General features: G+C 42.0%; 11 protein-coding genes. 8 read left to right on the top strand and 3 right to left on the bottom strand.

The annotated features are described in order from the left end of the window. Positions 1 to 8 precede the first annotated feature (8 nt). Entirely contained in the window at positions 9 to 3242 is a 3234-nt protein-coding gene (carB, locus tag AAAT87_RS10735) for a carbamoyl-phosphate synthase (glutamine-hydrolyzing) large subunit (RefSeq protein ID WP_349226414.1), read from the top strand. A 125-nt stretch (positions 3243 to 3367) separates the two neighbouring features. Here the strand turns inward: carB and AAAT87_RS10730 are convergent, their stop codons facing one another. Together AAAT87_RS10730 and AAAT87_RS10725 are read right to left on the bottom strand one after the other, a co-directional pair. Next, positions 3368 to 3802 (bottom strand): retropepsin-like aspartic protease, encoded by a 435-nt coding sequence (locus tag AAAT87_RS10730; RefSeq protein ID WP_349226413.1) that lies wholly within the window; start codon positions 3800 to 3802, stop codon positions 3368 to 3370. Between the two features lie 10 nt (positions 3803 to 3812). Further along, positions 3813 to 3965, bottom strand: coding sequence for a hypothetical protein (locus AAAT87_RS10725; protein WP_181985913.1), 153 nt, complete (start codon positions 3963 to 3965; stop codon positions 3813 to 3815). A 231-nt stretch (positions 3966 to 4196) separates the two neighbouring features. On the opposite strand from AAAT87_RS10725, the gene AAAT87_RS10720 reads away from it, so the two are divergent. Next, on the top strand, positions 4197 to 5972 hold the full coding sequence (locus AAAT87_RS10720) for an ATP-binding protein (protein WP_428848575.1): 1776 nt from the start codon (positions 4197 to 4199) through the stop codon (positions 5970 to 5972). 179 nt (positions 5973 to 6151) lie between these two features. Next, the gene (locus AAAT87_RS10715; protein WP_349226411.1) at positions 6152 to 6814 is read left to right on the top strand and encodes an HU family DNA-binding protein; all 663 of its coding nucleotides are present in this window, start codon (positions 6152 to 6154) and stop codon (positions 6812 to 6814) included. 565 nt (positions 6815 to 7379) lie between these two features. Here the strand turns inward: AAAT87_RS10715 and AAAT87_RS10710 are convergent. Then, positions 7380 to 7913, bottom strand: coding sequence for a hypothetical protein (locus AAAT87_RS10710; protein ID WP_349226410.1), 534 nt, complete (start codon positions 7911 to 7913; stop codon positions 7380 to 7382). 519 nt (positions 7914 to 8432) lie between these two features. Here AAAT87_RS10710 and AAAT87_RS10705 point away from each other — a divergent pair. Genes AAAT87_RS10705 through AAAT87_RS10685 form a run of 5 tightly spaced genes read left to right on the top strand, consistent with a single transcriptional unit; the run spans position 8433 to position 16142 of the window. Beyond that, a complete protein-coding gene (locus tag AAAT87_RS10705) occupies positions 8433 to 9296 on the top strand; it encodes a DUF4007 family protein (RefSeq protein ID WP_288178323.1) in 864 nt (287 codons plus the stop codon). Continuing rightward, the gene (locus tag AAAT87_RS10700; RefSeq protein WP_349226409.1) at positions 9283 to 12504 is read left to right on the top strand and encodes a hypothetical protein; all 3222 of its coding nucleotides are present in this window, start codon (positions 9283 to 9285) and stop codon (positions 12502 to 12504) included. The genes AAAT87_RS10705 and AAAT87_RS10700 overlap by 14 nt, the downstream gene beginning before the upstream one ends. A 28-nt stretch (positions 12505 to 12532) precedes the next feature. Then, positions 12533 to 13633, top strand: coding sequence for an adenine nucleotide alpha hydrolase family protein (locus AAAT87_RS10695; protein WP_117727068.1), 1101 nt, complete (start codon positions 12533 to 12535; stop codon positions 13631 to 13633). Positions 13634 to 13668: 35 nt separating this feature from the next. Then, positions 13669 to 15909, top strand: a complete 2241-nt coding sequence (locus AAAT87_RS10690; RefSeq protein ID WP_349226408.1) for a DEAD/DEAH box helicase family protein — start codon at positions 13669 to 13671, stop codon at positions 15907 to 15909. Further along, on the top strand, positions 15906 to 16142 hold the full coding sequence (locus AAAT87_RS10685) for a hypothetical protein (RefSeq protein WP_117587914.1): 237 nt from the start codon (positions 15906 to 15908) through the stop codon (positions 16140 to 16142). Before AAAT87_RS10690 ends, AAAT87_RS10685 begins: the two co-directional genes overlap by 4 nt. Positions 16143 to 16254: the final 112 nt, after the last annotated feature.

The raw sequence follows: 16254 nt of genomic DNA, 5'->3' as shown, positions 1-16254 counted from the left end.
GATAAAAGATGAAAGACGAAAATATAAAGAAGGTGCTCCTCTTAGGTTCTGGAGCCTTGAAGATCGGTGAAGCAGGTGAGTTCGACTACTCAGGTTCGCAGGCCCTGAAGGCATTGCGCGAGGAAGGTATCGAGACTGTGCTCATCAACCCGAATATCGCAACCGTACAGACATCAGAAGGCGTTGCCGATCAGATTTACTTCCTGCCAGTGCAGCCATACTTCGTAGAGCGTGTTATCCAGAAGGAGAAGCCAGACGGTATCCTCCTCAGCTTCGGTGGTCAGACAGCCCTCAACTGTGGTGTGGAACTCTATCGCCAGGGCATCCTGGAGAAATATAATGTCAAGGTATTGGGTACTCCAGTACAGGCTATCATGGATACTGAGGACCGTGAGCTCTTCGTAGAGAAGCTGGATGAAATCAATGTGAAGACCATCAAGAGTGAGGCTTGCGAGAACATCGAGCAGGCCCGCAAGGCCGCTGCCGAGCTCGGTTATCCTGTCATCATCCGTGCTGCTTACGCCTTGGGTGGACTCGGTTCTGGTTTCGCTGACAACGAGGAGGAGCTGAACAAGCTCGCAGAGAAGGCCTTCTCATTCTCTCCACAGGTATTGGTGGAGAAGAGCTTGAAGGGCTGGAAGGAGATAGAGTATGAAGTGGTTCGCGACCGTTACGACAACTGTATCACAGTTTGTAACATGGAGAACTTCGACCCACTGGGCATCCATACCGGTGAGAGTATCGTCATCGCTCCATCTCAGACCCTGAGCAATGCTGAGTATCATAAGCTCCGTGCCCTCGCCATCAAGATTATCCGTCACATCGGAATCGTGGGTGAGTGTAACGTGCAGTATGCCTTCGATCCTAAGAGTGAGGACTATCGCGTTATTGAGGTGAATGCCCGCTTGAGCCGTTCTTCTGCCTTGGCATCTAAGGCTACCGGTTATCCTCTTGCCTTCGTTGCAGCCAAGCTCGGTATGGGTTACGGTCTGTTTGAGTTGAAGAACTCTGTAACCAAGACCACATCAGCTTTCTTCGAGCCAGCATTGGACTACGTGGTTTGTAAGATTCCTCGTTGGGACTTGTCTAAGTTCCGTGGCGTAGATAAGGAGTTGGGTTCATCTATGAAGTCAGTAGGTGAGGTAATGGCCATCGGCCGCAACTTCGAGGAGGCCATCCAGAAGGGTCTTCGTATGATTGGTCAGGGCATGCACGGTTTCGTAGAGAACAAGGAGCTTGAAATCGATGATATCGATGCAGCTTTGCGCGAGCCAACAGATAAGCGTGTGTTCGTGATTTCAAAGGCAATGCACAAGGGCTATACCGTAGATCAGATTCACGACTTGACCAAGATTGACAAGTGGTTCCTCGAGAAGTTGAAGCACATCATCGACATCGACGAGGAGATGAAGAAGTGCAACATCAATACCATCGGTCAGGATCTGCTCCGTTCTGCTAAGGTTTATGGTTTCACCGACTTCCAGGTAGCCCGTGCCGTGGGCTTGGAGCAGGAGTTGGGCAACATGCACAAGGCTGCCCTCCTGGTTCGCAACAAGCGCAAGAGCTATGGCATTCTGCCAGTAGTAAAGCAGATTGATACCCTGGCAGCAGAGTATCCTGCTCAGACCAACTACCTCTATGTAACCTATGCAGGCGTGAAAAGTGACATCACCTTCGAGAACGACCACCGTTCTATCGTCGTACTCGGTTCGGGTGCTTACCGCATCGGTTCTTCCGTAGAGTTCGACTGGTGTGGCGTTCAGGCATTGAACACCATCCGCAAGGAAGGCTGGCGCTCAGTGATGATCAACTACAACCCAGAGACCGTATCTACCGACTACGATATGTGCGACCGTCTCTACTTCGACGAGTTGACCTTCGAGCGTGTGATGGATATCATCGAGATGGAGCAGCCTCATGGCGTCATCGTATCTACCGGTGGTCAGATTCCAAACAACCTGGCTATGCACCTGGATGCACAGAACGTGCCAATCCTGGGTACTGCTGCCAAGGACATCGATAACGCTGAGGACCGTGCCAAGTTCTCTCAGATGTTGACCAACAATGGCATCAACCAGCCAGAGTGGAGCGCCCTGACCTCTATGGAGGACATCGACAACTTCATCGAGCGTGTAGGTTTCCCTGTATTGGTTCGTCCTAGCTACGTGCTTTCTGGTGCTGCGATGAACGTATGTTCTAATGAGGAAGAGCTGAAGCGATTCCTGCAGTTGGCAGCCAACGTGAGTGAGGATCACCCAGTGGTAGTTAGTAAGTTTATCGAACATGCCAAGGAGATTGAGATGGATGCAGTGGCAAAGAATGGTGAGGTGATTGCCTATGCCATTTCTGAGCACATCGAGTTTGCCGGTGTTCACTCAGGCGATGCTACCATCCAGTTCCCTCCTCAGAAGTTGTATGTTGAGACAGTTCGTCGTGTAAAGCGAGTAGGTCGTCAGATTGCCAAGGAGTTGCACATCAACGGTCCGTTCAACATCCAGTTCATGGCTCGTGACAATGATATTCTCGTTATCGAGTGTAACTTGCGTGCCAGCCGTTCGTTCCCATTCGTGAGCAAGGTATTGAAGATCAACCTCATCGAGTTGGCTACCCGTGTAATGCTCGGTTTGCCAGTAGAGAAGCCACACAAGAACCTCTTCGATCTCGACTATGTAGGTATCAAGGCATCTCAGTTCAGCTTCAACCGTCTGCAGAAGGCAGACCCAGTATTGGGTGTGGATATGAGCAGTACGGGTGAGGTAGGTTGCTTGGGCGACGATACATCTACCGCTCTTCTGAAGAGTATGCTTTCTGTGGGTCATCGCATTCCAGCCAAGAACATCCTGCTTTCTACAGGTTCTGCCAAGCAGAAGGTAGATTTGCTCGATGCTGCCCAGATGCTGGTTAAGCATGGTTACAAGCTGTATGCAACTGGTGGTAGTAGCAAGTTCCTCACCGAGAACGGCATTGAGAACACCCGTGTGCTCTGGCCATCAGAGGAGGCAAAAGGCGGTGCACCAAAGGCTTTGGAGATGCTCCACAATCACGAGATTGATATGGTAGTGAATATTCCGAAGAACTTGACCAGCAGCGAGTTGAGCAATGGTTACAAGATTCGTCGTGCTGCCATCGACTTGAATGTGCCATTGATTACCAACAGCCGTCTGGCGAGTGCATTCATCTATGCATTCTGCACCACCAAGCTCGAGGATATCGATATCAAGGCTTGGGGAGAGTATAAATAATGTTTAGTGATTATTTATTAGTGATTAAGAATTGACAGTTAAGTCATTCTTGATGATTCCCAATAGAAAAATCCCTGCTGTAGGAAAGGCTTCCTATGGCAGGGATTTTTTAGATAATAAACGTCTTATTCAAATTCAATATGCTCTTGTGAAGGAATACGGAAAGAGAACCATGTTTCTCCATTTTTGTTGGTGATAGCTAAGTCTCCTCGTGTAATGGTGTCCATGCCAATGATAATGTCATTGTCTTCTAAATCACAAGCAAGAACTTCCAAATCTTTTATCCAAGCACCTTCTTTGGCAAAATATAGGCTTATTTTATAAGTGTAAGCCTCTACATTTCCGCCAATTCCTGCAATCATGGCTTTTTGGATAGGTTCCAATCCTAAAGCATCTGCTATGTTTCTGGATATAATAGTGTTTGTAGCACCTGTATCCCAAAGGACATCCTTGGCTTCGCAATATTCAAGTTTATTGTTAGTTGCAGGTTTTAGCACAAAACAACTTGACAGAATGCTTTCAGCCTTTGCAGGATATTTTTGTGTAATAGACTTTTTCATCTTGAAGTTTTTATTGAGCCTTAACCTTGTGGATGGTAGCAAGTCGTGCTATGTGTCCTTTCGGAAGTGGAGACATAGTAATCTCGCTATGAGCAGGGAAAAACTTGTCGATGTCTTTGTAGTCTATAGTATGAACTTGTATTTTCTTGTCTTTTGTTTCCATATAGCTTTCCTTTCTTTTATTATTGTTGCAAAGATACGCTGAATAATCGAAACAGCCAAACTTTTCTTGTAATTTTAGAGATTTATAATCAAATGTTAAGGGTGTATCAGTTAAATCCTGTGTTTATAATGTGGGATTGTATACTTGTGCGACCAAAAAAGCAGTGAAAACTTTGGTTGTTTCAAAATAAAGCCGTAACTTTGCATATGTAAACTGGTTAAATTTCATAGCATGATGAAACAGCAAGTAAAACAAGTACCATACGGAGTATCTGATTTTGCCACGGTGATGAGTCAGAATCTATATTATGTCGATAAGACGATGTTTTTGCCAGAGCTGGAGAAGCAGCCTCGCAATCTCTTCTTCGTCCGTCCCCGTCGTTTTGGAAAGAGCCTGTTTCTCAGTATGCTCTACTCTTACTATGACTGTAACCAGAAGGAGAGTTTCGAAAAACTCTTCGGTAGTTTGTGGATATGGCAGCATCCTACATCCCTGCAAGGAATTTACCAGGTACTGTTCCTGGATTTTTCTCAGATTACAGGTAAGATTGAAATTTTGGAGGAAAGATTCAATGCCTATCTCTGTATCAAGTTGGATAGTTTTGCAGAGCAGTATGCTGCATATTATGGTGATAAGAAGGTGCAGGAAATCAAGGCGAAGACACAGTATGCTGATAAGATGCAGATAATCTTTGATGCAGCCAAGGCAAATCATTTTCAGCTTTATCTTATCATCGACGAGTATGATAATTTTACTAATGTAGTGCTCAATGAACATGGTGAGAAAGTGTATCATGCCATTACTCATGCTGATGGTTTCTATCGTGATGTCTTCAAGAAGTTCAAGGGAAACTTCGAGCGCATCTTCATGATGGGTGTCAGTCCTGTAACCCTGGATGATGTGACAAGTGGGTATAATGTGGGATGGAATATCTCCTTAAAGCCAGAGTTCGACGAGATGCTGGGCTTCTCTACCAAGAACGTGGTCGAGATGTTCACTTATTATAAGGAGATGGGAAGCATTCCTGCAGATAGTGATGTGGAAGCCATCGTCAACGATATGAAGCCTTGGTACGACAACTATTGCTTTGCAGAAGAAGCATTGAATAAGAGTGTCAGAATGTTTAATTGCGATATGGTGCTTTACTATCTTCGCAATTATATGGATTACGGACGCTCTCCTCGGCAGATGATAGACCCGAATACCAAGACCGATTATGGCAAGATGAAGAAACTCTTGCAATTCGATAAGTTGGATGGCGAGCGCAAGGGTATCATCCGTAAGATTGCGGAAGAGGGACAGATTGTTGCCCAACCGGAGGAGCAGTTCTCTGCCTATCAGATACCGAAGGCTGAAATCTTCCCAAGTTTACTTTTTTATTATGGTATGTTGACCATCAAGGGTACACGTGGTTCTAAGTTGATTTTGGGCATTCCTAATAATAATGTTCGCAAGCAGTATTACGGATATTTGGAAGAAGAGTATCAGGCAAAGTCGTATGTAGATACCAACAGATTGACGGATTACTATTACAACATGGCTTATGAAGGAGTATGGGAAGAAGGACTGCGTTTCATGGCTGATGCCTACGCTAAGGTTTCTTCTGTGCGTGACGGAATAGAATCGGAGCGAAACCTGCAAGGTTTCTTTATGGCATACTTGAACCTCAACGATTATTACATCACGGCTCCCGAATTAGAGTTGAATCATGGCTATTGTGATTTCTTCCTGTTGCCTGATCATACCCATTATGCCAGTCAGCACAGTTATATCCTCGAACTCAAGGTTCTCTCCAGAAAGGAGTTTGATGAAGTGTTGAAGGATGTCTTGAAGGAAGATGGTAGCCCTATGAAGAAGTCGGAGAAGCAATGGTTGGATGCAGTGGAACAGATTAGGCGATATGCCGATGCTCCAAGGGTTGAGGCTCTTCGCCAGGGCACAACGCTTCATAAGATTATCATGCAGTTTAAGGGCTGGGAGTTGGCAAGAATAGAGGAAATAGAGTAAAAGATAGGGTTTATAACTCTATCTTTTATCACAAAATATGCCTTTATAACTCTATCTTTTATCACAAAACACCCTATTATAACTCTATCTTTTAGCAAAGTTAACATAAAATAATTGCATATCTCGTTAATAATCAGTATCTTTGTGTATTATCTTTTAAAGAATAAAAAACTAAGAATATGTCAAGAGCAACAGGTTCAATCAATTATTTGGAGCATCGCACGCCCTTCAAGGACGAAAGCGGTAAGTATCAGATACATCCGATGTTTGTGAAGCGGGATATCGTTGACCAGGAGAAGATGGAGAAACGTGTTCGCGATCATTGTGCAATGAATGTTTCCTCCTTTATCTCTGCATTGGAAACGCTGGAGGATGAAACGCTTTATGCCTTGGCTGACGGCAACGAGGTGAGGGTAGGTGATATGTTTATCGTCAAGCCTAAACTGGGCGTGGTGAAGCATAAGGATAAGGAGGGAAATGAATGGAAGAAGACCTATCATGAGGGCGACTTGATTCCAGCCAACGAGGTGGATATCTGCGGTTTGGAGATTCAGCCCACGAAGGAATTCCTGGAAAGATTGAAACGTCGTTCTAACGGTTGTAGTCGCCAGTATTGGAATGTGAAATTTGCTCCGAAGGAGGCGGATCAGGAGTTTGCCGACATTGTGGAGATTTGCCAGCAGCAGGGATATATCACGGTGAAGGATATGATTCGCAAATTCGGTGTCACCCGCTATCATGCCAATAAGGTATTGAATGATCTCTGCGAGGAGCCTGCAGCCCGGATGTATGCCACCAAGGAAGGCCCCGTTACGCTCTATCGATTGAGGAAGAAGGAATAAAGATAGGAGGTGGGGATAAGCATCTTTACGGGTTGGAAAGAGCTTCTTGCCATGTTGGAAAGAGTTCTTCTCGGGTTGGAGAAAGTATCATTCCAGGTGGAAGGAAGTATCATTCCAGGTGGAAGGAAGTACCTTCTCCATTGTTGCCACTAGGCTCGGCAGCTCTGCAGAGCCTAGTCAGCAGGTCTGCTGACTGCAGTCAGCACCTCTGTCGAGCCTAGTGGCAACACCTTGTTATCGTACAACTATAACCCCTTTAGTTGTACGGTTATAACCTGTTTAGTCGTACGACTATACACTCTATAGTTGTACAATCGTAGCTTTATAGTCGTACAACTATACACCTTTTAGTTGTACGACCATAATATGATGATACTTCTTGCCGCGTTTTTCAAGAAGTATCATTGAAGTTAAGTTGTTAATCATCAGAAAGATAACTGGTATTTTGAGAGTAAAAATGAGACTATGAGACTTTTTTCGCAGAAAAAACTTATTATAGATATAAAGATGTCGCCAGTTTTGTTGTTAAGTTTGCGGCATCTTTATAATCCATTTCATGTTGTTTTTATATTACCATCAACAATTGCAGCAAAGCCTTAAAGCCACCTTTGTTCTTTTCTTCTTTGAATACTTTAAGAACTTTCTCCTCGATGATGTAATTCTTTAATTTCTCCCGATATGTAGGATGGGATAATAATATCCATAGTTCCTTGTCAATATTGGCGTATTTGGTATTCCTCTCCAGCCACACTCTTGAAGGAGACTCGGTTTTTACTTCAGCATTTGTCCAGACCAAATGCCAGAACTTATCTGATTTCAAGAAATAGTACGGATAGTGTAAGGGGGTAAGATTCTCTTGATGAGCTTTCATAAAGCACTCTCCGAAAACACCTTTGTATGTTGGTACAATCTCCTCATATGTGAACTGGTTGACAGACTTTCCGTTTTCAATCAGTTTGATGATAGATAGGATAAGTACTGGCTTGGCGATGATACGTATATGGCTTTTCCTATTGGTACATTGGTTCATCTTATCGATGAGCTCGCAATAGTAATCAAATGCCTTGTTATAGTCGAAAAATCTGAGATATGTAGTCATAACAGCTGCATTTTAATGGGTTTGACAACTTTTTCTGCAAAAATACAAAAATAATTCGAAATAAGCGCATGTATTTCGAAAAATATTGTTATTTTTGCAATTGCATTCTACCGCAGAAAGCCCGAAGGGCTGAGCGGGTGGGTGTGACTTTTATGGAATAGAGCGTTTACTAACGTTCGTCTGCGACTACTCGTAAACTTCGCAACTTTACCTTTAGTTGGACGTAGATGTGACAATGGTGAATGCTCACGGTAGGTGTATAGTATCCTGCTGCGAACTGTCGTATGCATACCATAACTGTATGTTTTGGTATCGTGTATGACTATATGTTCGTACCTGGAATCATCATATACCATAACGTGGGCTTTCTGCATTGTCCGTCTCTTTCAACTAGGGCAATGCGAAGGCCTTCGAGTGGTGGGATGGGCAAGGAGAATCCCACGTTTCCGTTTTATAGAGGCCTAACAGAATACTAACACAACTCACGATACCGGGATTCTATCGCTTTGAAGAAGATAGATGTACAACAAATATACACTCTCTGGACATGAATCTTTTCCTTGCAAAACCTTATGGCTCACCAAGGGATATAACTTTATGATAGATGGAGGAAACTTCAATGCTTCTGATGCTGTAATAGCTTTGGGAGTAGGTAAAAACATGGTTTCTTCTATCCGATATTGGCTTAAGGTGTTTGGTATTTCCAATCAGGATGAGCCAAGCAGAATAGCAGATTATTTATTCGATGAATCAGAAGGCGTAGATAAGTACATTGAAAGTTTGGGAACTTTGTGGTTGCTTCACTACCTTTTGGTAAGTTTGAAAGAAGCAACGCTTTATCATATTACTTTTGTGCAATTCCAAAAAGAACGCAAGGTCTTTGAGAGGGAACAATTGGTGAACTTTGTGAAAAGACTGATGATAGAGGACGGAAAGGACAAAATCTTTAATGTGAATACCACCAAGAAAGATGTGGGTGTACTGTTGCAGAACTATGCCCAACCTTATAAGGCCAAGTCGTTTGAGGATTATTCTTCTCTTTTGATTGATTTGGATCTGATAAGAACTGAAGATAATGGTAAGACGTTCGCCTTCAATATCGAAGGTAAGCGCAGGGTTCCGATGGAGATTTTCTTATATGCCATTCTTCAGGAAAAAGGTAAGGATAAGTCTGTATCATACGATACATTGCAGGAAATAGGCTTGATGTTCTGCATGACAGATGCTGAGGTCATAGATATGGCCCAGTCTATCGGTGAGCATTATTCGGAGTATGTCCAGTATAGTGATAATGCAGGTATCCGTCAGCTATTGTTTAAGGAAGGTTCTTCTTTGAAGGACATTGATGTTTTAGATAAGTATTATAAGAATGCGACAGTTTAGTTTATCAGCAAACATAGAGGAAGGCTTTGCTAGTGAGGCCAAATATATCGTAACCCCTAATGCTCGCCAGGTGGCAGAGGGTATTGCGAATGGATTCCGGTCGGGAGTTCATTCTTATACCATCATTGGCTCTTATGGAACAGGTAAGTCCAGTTTCTTATTGGCTTTGGAAAGAGACTTGATGGGAGGTAAGCAATATGAATTGTTGAATCCTTCTGAACTTTCTGAGAAGAAGAAGTTTGAAGTACTTAAAATTGTTGGCGACTATAAGGAACTGTCTGTCTTGTTGAGTCAAAAACTCTCTGTTGATGGCACAGCTGATAGCATTCTTGATGAACTCAAAGCCAAGTATAACAAACTGAAGAGCCAGGGAAAATTCCTGGTTATCTTCATTGATGAGTTTGGCAAGGTGTTGGAGCATGCTGCCAAGAATAATCCGGAGCGTGAACTTTACTTCATGCAGAAATTGGCAGAGTTCGTGAATGTTCCATCCAGAAATATCCTTCTTCTGACTACGCTTCATCAGAATTTCAATGCTTACTCCCGTAAGTTGAATGAAGTACAGAAAGAAGAGTGGACGAAAGTAAAGGGACGTTTTCAGGAGTTGGTTTTCGTAGAACCGATAGAGCAGCTTCTCTATCTGGCTTCTACGCAGATTGATGCCGGTAGAACTATGCAAAATGAAGATTCCGTGATTGATTCATTGGCTTCGTTGGCAAAGAAGACCGGTTTTGTATCTCAAAACTTTTCTGAAGCAACTGCGCAGGCATTGGCTCCGCTGGAACCATTTGCTGCATACGTCATTACACAGGCCATTCAGAGATATGGACAGAATGAGCGTTCTTTGTTCTCTTTCTTGAATGCAAGGGGACGTAACTCTTTGTCTGAATATGAGGGAAAGATATATCAGCTTCAGTGCTGCTATGATTATATCTACTATAATTTCTACTCTTACCTGAAGGAGGCGAATGCCGACTCCATGCAATGGAGTTCGATGCAGGTTGCCATCGAGAGAGTGGAAGGTCAACTATGGGAAACCAAGTCAGACCTTGTAGATGCCATCAAGCTGGTGAAAGCCATCGGATTACTGAATCTTTTCGGCAATGCTTCATTTAAGATGAACCGTGAGGATACTGCCCAGTATGCCAATACAGCTTTGAATATAGAAAACCCAACGGGGCTTTTAAAGAAGTTGGAGCAATTCAAGATTATCCGATATGCCAGCTATAAGTTCCGCTACATTCTTTTTGATGGCACAGATATCAATATAGAAGATGAAATCCGCAAGGCTGGTTTGGTGGTTAGCCGTCCTGTAAACTTTGTGGATGATATCAGAAACTATTGTTTCAAGAAGGTGGCTCCAGTCAAGGCTTGCTATTTCCAGAAAGGTACTCCAAGATACTTTGAGTATGAAGTGCTGGGTGAAGGAGTGGACAAGACTCCTACCGGTGATACTGATGGATATATTCAGTTGATCTTCTCTTCCCGTAAGAAAGTGTTGGAGGAGATTTGCGAGCTAAGTGAAAAGAGCGAGAATGCCATCATCTTTGTTTGTTTCAGAAATACAGACGAGTTGGTGTCTCACCTCTATCTGATTGAAAAGTACAAATATATATTGAGCAAGGTGTTGGTAGATAAATCTGATAAGGTTGCTATCAACGAAATCAATAATCTGATGGAATATGAGAAAGTGATTCTCAATAAATCTATCTGTGATAGCTTGTTTGCATATAATGGAGATGTAACTTGGATTTTCAAGGGAGAGGAAAGAGATGTTTGCTCCTTAAGAGACTTCAACCAGTTGCTGTCTGTGGTATGCGATGAGATTTATTCTCAGACTCCAGTGATGAACAATGAATTGTTCAACAAGCATAAGTTGAGTGGTTCTATCTCTAGTGCGAAAGGTAAGTACCTGGCTGCATTGCTGAATCAGAGCAATGAACAGGACTTAGGATTCCCTGGCGACAAGTTCCCACCGGAGAAAACCATTTATTATTCTCTCTTGAAGAGTACGGGGCTTCATATGAATGGAGAGTTTACTGATGTGCCATCCAATGAAGGAATCATGCCTTTGTGGGATGCATGTGAGGAATTTCTGAAATCTACGACTTTCAAACCTCGTAAGATTTCTGAGCTGATTAAGAAGTTGTCAGCAAAACCATATAAGTTGAAGCAGGGATTCCTGGATTTCTGGATTCCCACCTATTTATATATAAAGAAGCAGGATTTCTCTCTGTATGGAACCAATGGAGCATATATCCCAAATATCAACATGGAGTTCTTCGAGTTGTTGCAGAAGCATCCGGGAGAATATCTGGTCAAGGCATTCGACGTGACAGGTGTTAAGGTGCAGATATTCAACCAGTATCGTAAGTTCCTGAATGTTGAAGCCATGGGAAGTATCAAGAGCGATGATTTCATAGAAACCATCAAGCCATTCTTTTTCTTCTATAACAAGAGATTGAATGATTATGCCAAGCATACCCGTAAGTTCAATCATGAGCAGACGGTAAGATTCCGTGATACTCTGGCTAGGGCAAAGGACCCGGAGAAGACTTTCTTTGAGGATTTGCCAGAGGCTTTGGGCTACGATAAGGAAGCTTTGCAGAATCCGGATAAGGTACAGGAGTTCTGTTATGTCATCAATCGGGCTGTCAAGGAACTTCGTTCTTGCTATTCTGATATGATAGACCGTGTGGAAGGTCGCTTGTTGGAAACATTAGGCATAGGGTCATACGATTATTCTGAATATGTGGTAGAGATTAGAAAGCGTTTGGCTCATGTCAAGGAATATCTCCTGACAGATAGACTGAAGGAATTCTATCAGCATGTGATGGCCGAGTTTGATAACCGCAATGAGTGGTACCAGTCTATTTGCTATACGGCATTGGAGCAACCTTTGGAGCGATTGCGAGATGAGCAAGAAGAAAAACTGATTGACAGTTTGCTTATGCTCTTTCATGAATGTGAGAAATATTCTGATATATCCAAGGTGGCAGAAGATGAATCGGATGAGATTTATTCGTTGGATTTGGTTTCAACGAAGGGCAGCAATATCCATTCCCAGACTTTCAGATTGCCAGAAAGCGAGATGCAGAAGGCTGAGGAATTGGAAAAGAGCATCGACAAGCTACTTGATGGCATTGGAAATGACAATGTATCGGTATGTACATTGTTGAAAATATTGAATAAGAAGCTGGGTAAGTAGCCGCTTCCTTAAAAATGAATAGAGCAAAATGAAAGTAAGAAATATTTTAGGAATATCTGGCGGAAAGGACAGTGCGGCTTTGGCCATCTATCTCAAGCAGAAATACCCAAACTTAAAGATTGAGTATTATAATTCTGATACTGGCTGTGAATTGGCTGAGACGGAATTGCTGATTGATAGATTGAGCGCTTATCTGGGAAACATCAAAAGACTTAGGGCTGCAGAAGACAGTCCTGAACCTACGCCTTTTGAGCATTTCCTAAAGGCTGCAGGTGGATTCCTGCCATCGCCACAAGCTCGATGGTGTACCAAGAAGATGAAACTTGATGAGTTTGAAAGATATGTAGGTGATGACTATGCTGTATCATATGTTGGCATTCGAGGTGATGAAGACCGTGATGGTTATGTGTCTTCAAAACCTAATATTCAGTCTGTCTTTCCTTTCAGAAGAAATATCTGGAGCGTGGATGTCATCAATAAGTTCTTGCACAAAGAAAACCAGGAGCAGATTATTGACATCTACGATAAGTTGTGTCCTGAGGGATTGATGAAGGAAGACTTGATGGATGTGTTGAAGAAACCGATTACCAAGCAATTCTACTATTCCAAAAAGCTGAATGCATTGTTGGATATAGATGTGAAGATGTTTAATCATGCCGTCTTTGAATACTTGAAGACTACTGATTATCCCGTTGGTCATCTGGATTCATTCCCTTTGATAGATAACGACGAGGTGCTTGTAAAGGAAGACATCTTCAGACTGTTGAGGGATAGTGGAGTAGGAGTACCATCTTATTATGAGGAAATTCCTTTCGAGGTGGATGGTAAGACGGGAACCTATTGCAGAAGCCGAAGTGGCTGTTATTTCTGCTTCTTCCAGCAGAAGATAGAATGGATCTGGCTCTATGAGCAGCATCCTGACTTATACGAAAAGGCAATGTCATTTGAGAAGGATGGTTATACCTGGATTCAGAATGAGAGTCTGGCAGACTTGATAAAGCCAGAGCGTATTCGCCAGGTGAAACTGGATATTATCAAGCGACAGGAAACAAACAAAAATAAGAACAAAGGTACGAGTCTTGCCGAACTGTTCGGTGACGAATATGTTTGTGCCAACTGTTTTATTTAGAACTATATAACTAGAATATAATCGGAGGGACGTCTATGTTGAAAGATGTAGAATGGGCTAAGGATGGAACCTATATACCTGGAGAAGAGTTTTCTCCAGAAAGGTTCTTTAATGATGGATTGAAGAACAGTTGCAGTTTCGATCTGCAACTGGGCTATTTCAGTTCTGCCACTATTAGTGTATTGGCAGAAGGCTTTGCTACGTTTATAGCAAATGGCGGAGTTATGCGTCTTATCATCAACCAGATTGTTTCTGAAGAAGATAAGGAAGCTATCCAGAAAGGAGTCTTTGGTGAAGTGGTTGATTGTATGGATCTGTCTGATTTTGAATCTCTTCGAAAGACATTTGATGAGTACCAGAATCAGTTTTTCAGATGCTTGTCGTATCTGATTTCTCAAAATAGAATTCAAATCAAAATCATTAAGCCAAAGAAACATAAGGGAATAGCTCATACCAAGACAGGGCAATTCCGTGATGATGATACCATTACTTCGTTCACTGGTTCAGCCAATTTTACAATTAATGGTTTGCTTTATAACATAGAGGAAATTAAGATAGACCGAAGCGATTCTCCTGATGAGATGACTCAGAATAGAATCAAATCTCAAAGAGCAAAGTTTGAGCTTATCATGAATGAGCAGGAAAGCGATATAGAGTATCTGTCTCCAAGCCAGTTGGAGACGGCAGTATCGTCATGTTATCAGGACACGACCATAGAAGAGTTGCTAGATGTAGAAAAGAAGTTGGACAGAATTCGCCAGGAACGAAAAGCTCAAAAGGCATTTATGGGTGGAGATATGGTTAGGGAGGACATTTGTCTGGAAGAGATAACTCCACGTTTTCCATATCCATCAGGTCCAAGAGAATACCAGCAGCAGGCTTTTGAAAACTGGAAAAACAATAAGCAGAAAGGTCTTTTTGCCATGGCCACAGGAACGGGTAAGACAATCACCTCGCTGAATTGCTTGTTGGAGATTTATAAGCGCAATGGATACTATAAGGCGATAATTCTGGTACCAACGATTACTTTGGTAAATCAGTGGGAGCAAGAATGTCATAAGTTTAATTTTATGAATGTCATAAAGGTTTATTCTAAGAATCCTTTATGGAAAGAGGATGTTGAGTCGATTCATTTTAATGAGGAATATCGTTTGAAGAATGAATGTGAGACCTCTTATGTGATTATATCTACTTATGCATCTTATACTCGTGAAAAAGTATTTAATACATTGAACGGCTTCAGTAAAAAACAGTTGTTGTTGATTGCTGATGAATGCCATAATATGGCTTCGGGTAGTATGTTGAAACGATTAGCCTATATTCCTTATCTGCGCAGAATAGGCTTGTCGGCAACACCAGATCGTCAATATGATGATGAAGGTAACAGAAACTTGCGTAAATTCTTTGGTGCAGAGAATCATTATACTTATGAGTATAGTATGGAAGAAGCTATCAGAAAAGGTGTGCTTTGTAAGTATCTGTATTATCCACATATAGTACGGCTGACCACTGAAGAACTGGAAGCTTATGTCGAGTTGTCTGAAAGAATAGCTAAGTATTTCAATGATGATACCTGCTCTTTTGCAAAAATGGATGAGGGACTTAAAATGCTCTTGTTGGCAAGAAAGCGAATTGTTCATAAGGCAGCAAACAAACTTAAAGCTTTTGAGGACATCATCAAGAAGCGGTATCAAGAAAAAGGAAATTTGAAATATTCTCTGATATATGTCCCTGAAGGAAATGAACCTAATTATCTTGAAGTTGAAGATGATACGCTTAATCAAGATGAGGATTCTGAGCATCTTATAGATTTATATACAAAGTCGATATTGAAGTTGGATGATAAAATAACGGTGCGTAAGTTTGTCTCAGGGCAAAAGGATAGAGAGGAAATTCTTGAAGAATTTGCCAGTGGTAAACTTCAAGTGCTGACTTCTATGAAATGTTTGGATGAGGGTGTTGATGTTCCAAGAAGTGAATTAGCAATCTTTTGTTCAAGTACAGGAAATCCACGTCAGTTCATTCAACGACGAGGACGTGTGTTGAGAACACATCCTAAGAAGAAGATGGCGGTGTTGCATGATTTGGTAGTTGCTCCTGAGATTAACCCAAATAGTAGTAGTTATCGAATGGAGCGTGCTATGCTGAAGAGTGAACTAATTAGAGTGAACAACTTCGCATTGCTATCAGAGAATCCTTCCTACTCAGAATTGGAACTGAGAGAGGTGATGGAACATTATGGTTTGAATTTATATAATAATGATAATATACAATGACAAATAAAGAAAGAATGCTTCACATGGTTCTTGATGACACAAAGTTGCAAGAACTCTATGATTACGACCAGTCTGAATATGAAGACCTATATACAGCCTTGAATTCAGATAATGTTGTTGTGGCTTCTGTTGCTCGTATCATAAAGGAACTTGATGGTTCTACAGATGAGAGCGTTCAGAAGAAAGTGTATAAAACAATATTTTCTTATATTAATGATAATTTGTTGGTATGATAATAAAGAAGATAGAAATAGAAAATTTTCGAAGCTATCCTTAATTCCGCAACACTATAATTTAATATTTTTTATAAGTACCTGAGCAACAAAAAGTTGCTCAGGATTTTGC

Origin of the sequence: Segatella sinensis (assembly GCF_040095255.1) — a bacterium.
Classification (GTDB): domain Bacteria; phylum Bacteroidota; class Bacteroidia; order Bacteroidales; family Bacteroidaceae; genus Prevotella; species Prevotella sinensis.
This window is presented reverse-complemented; position numbering and strand designations above follow the sequence as displayed.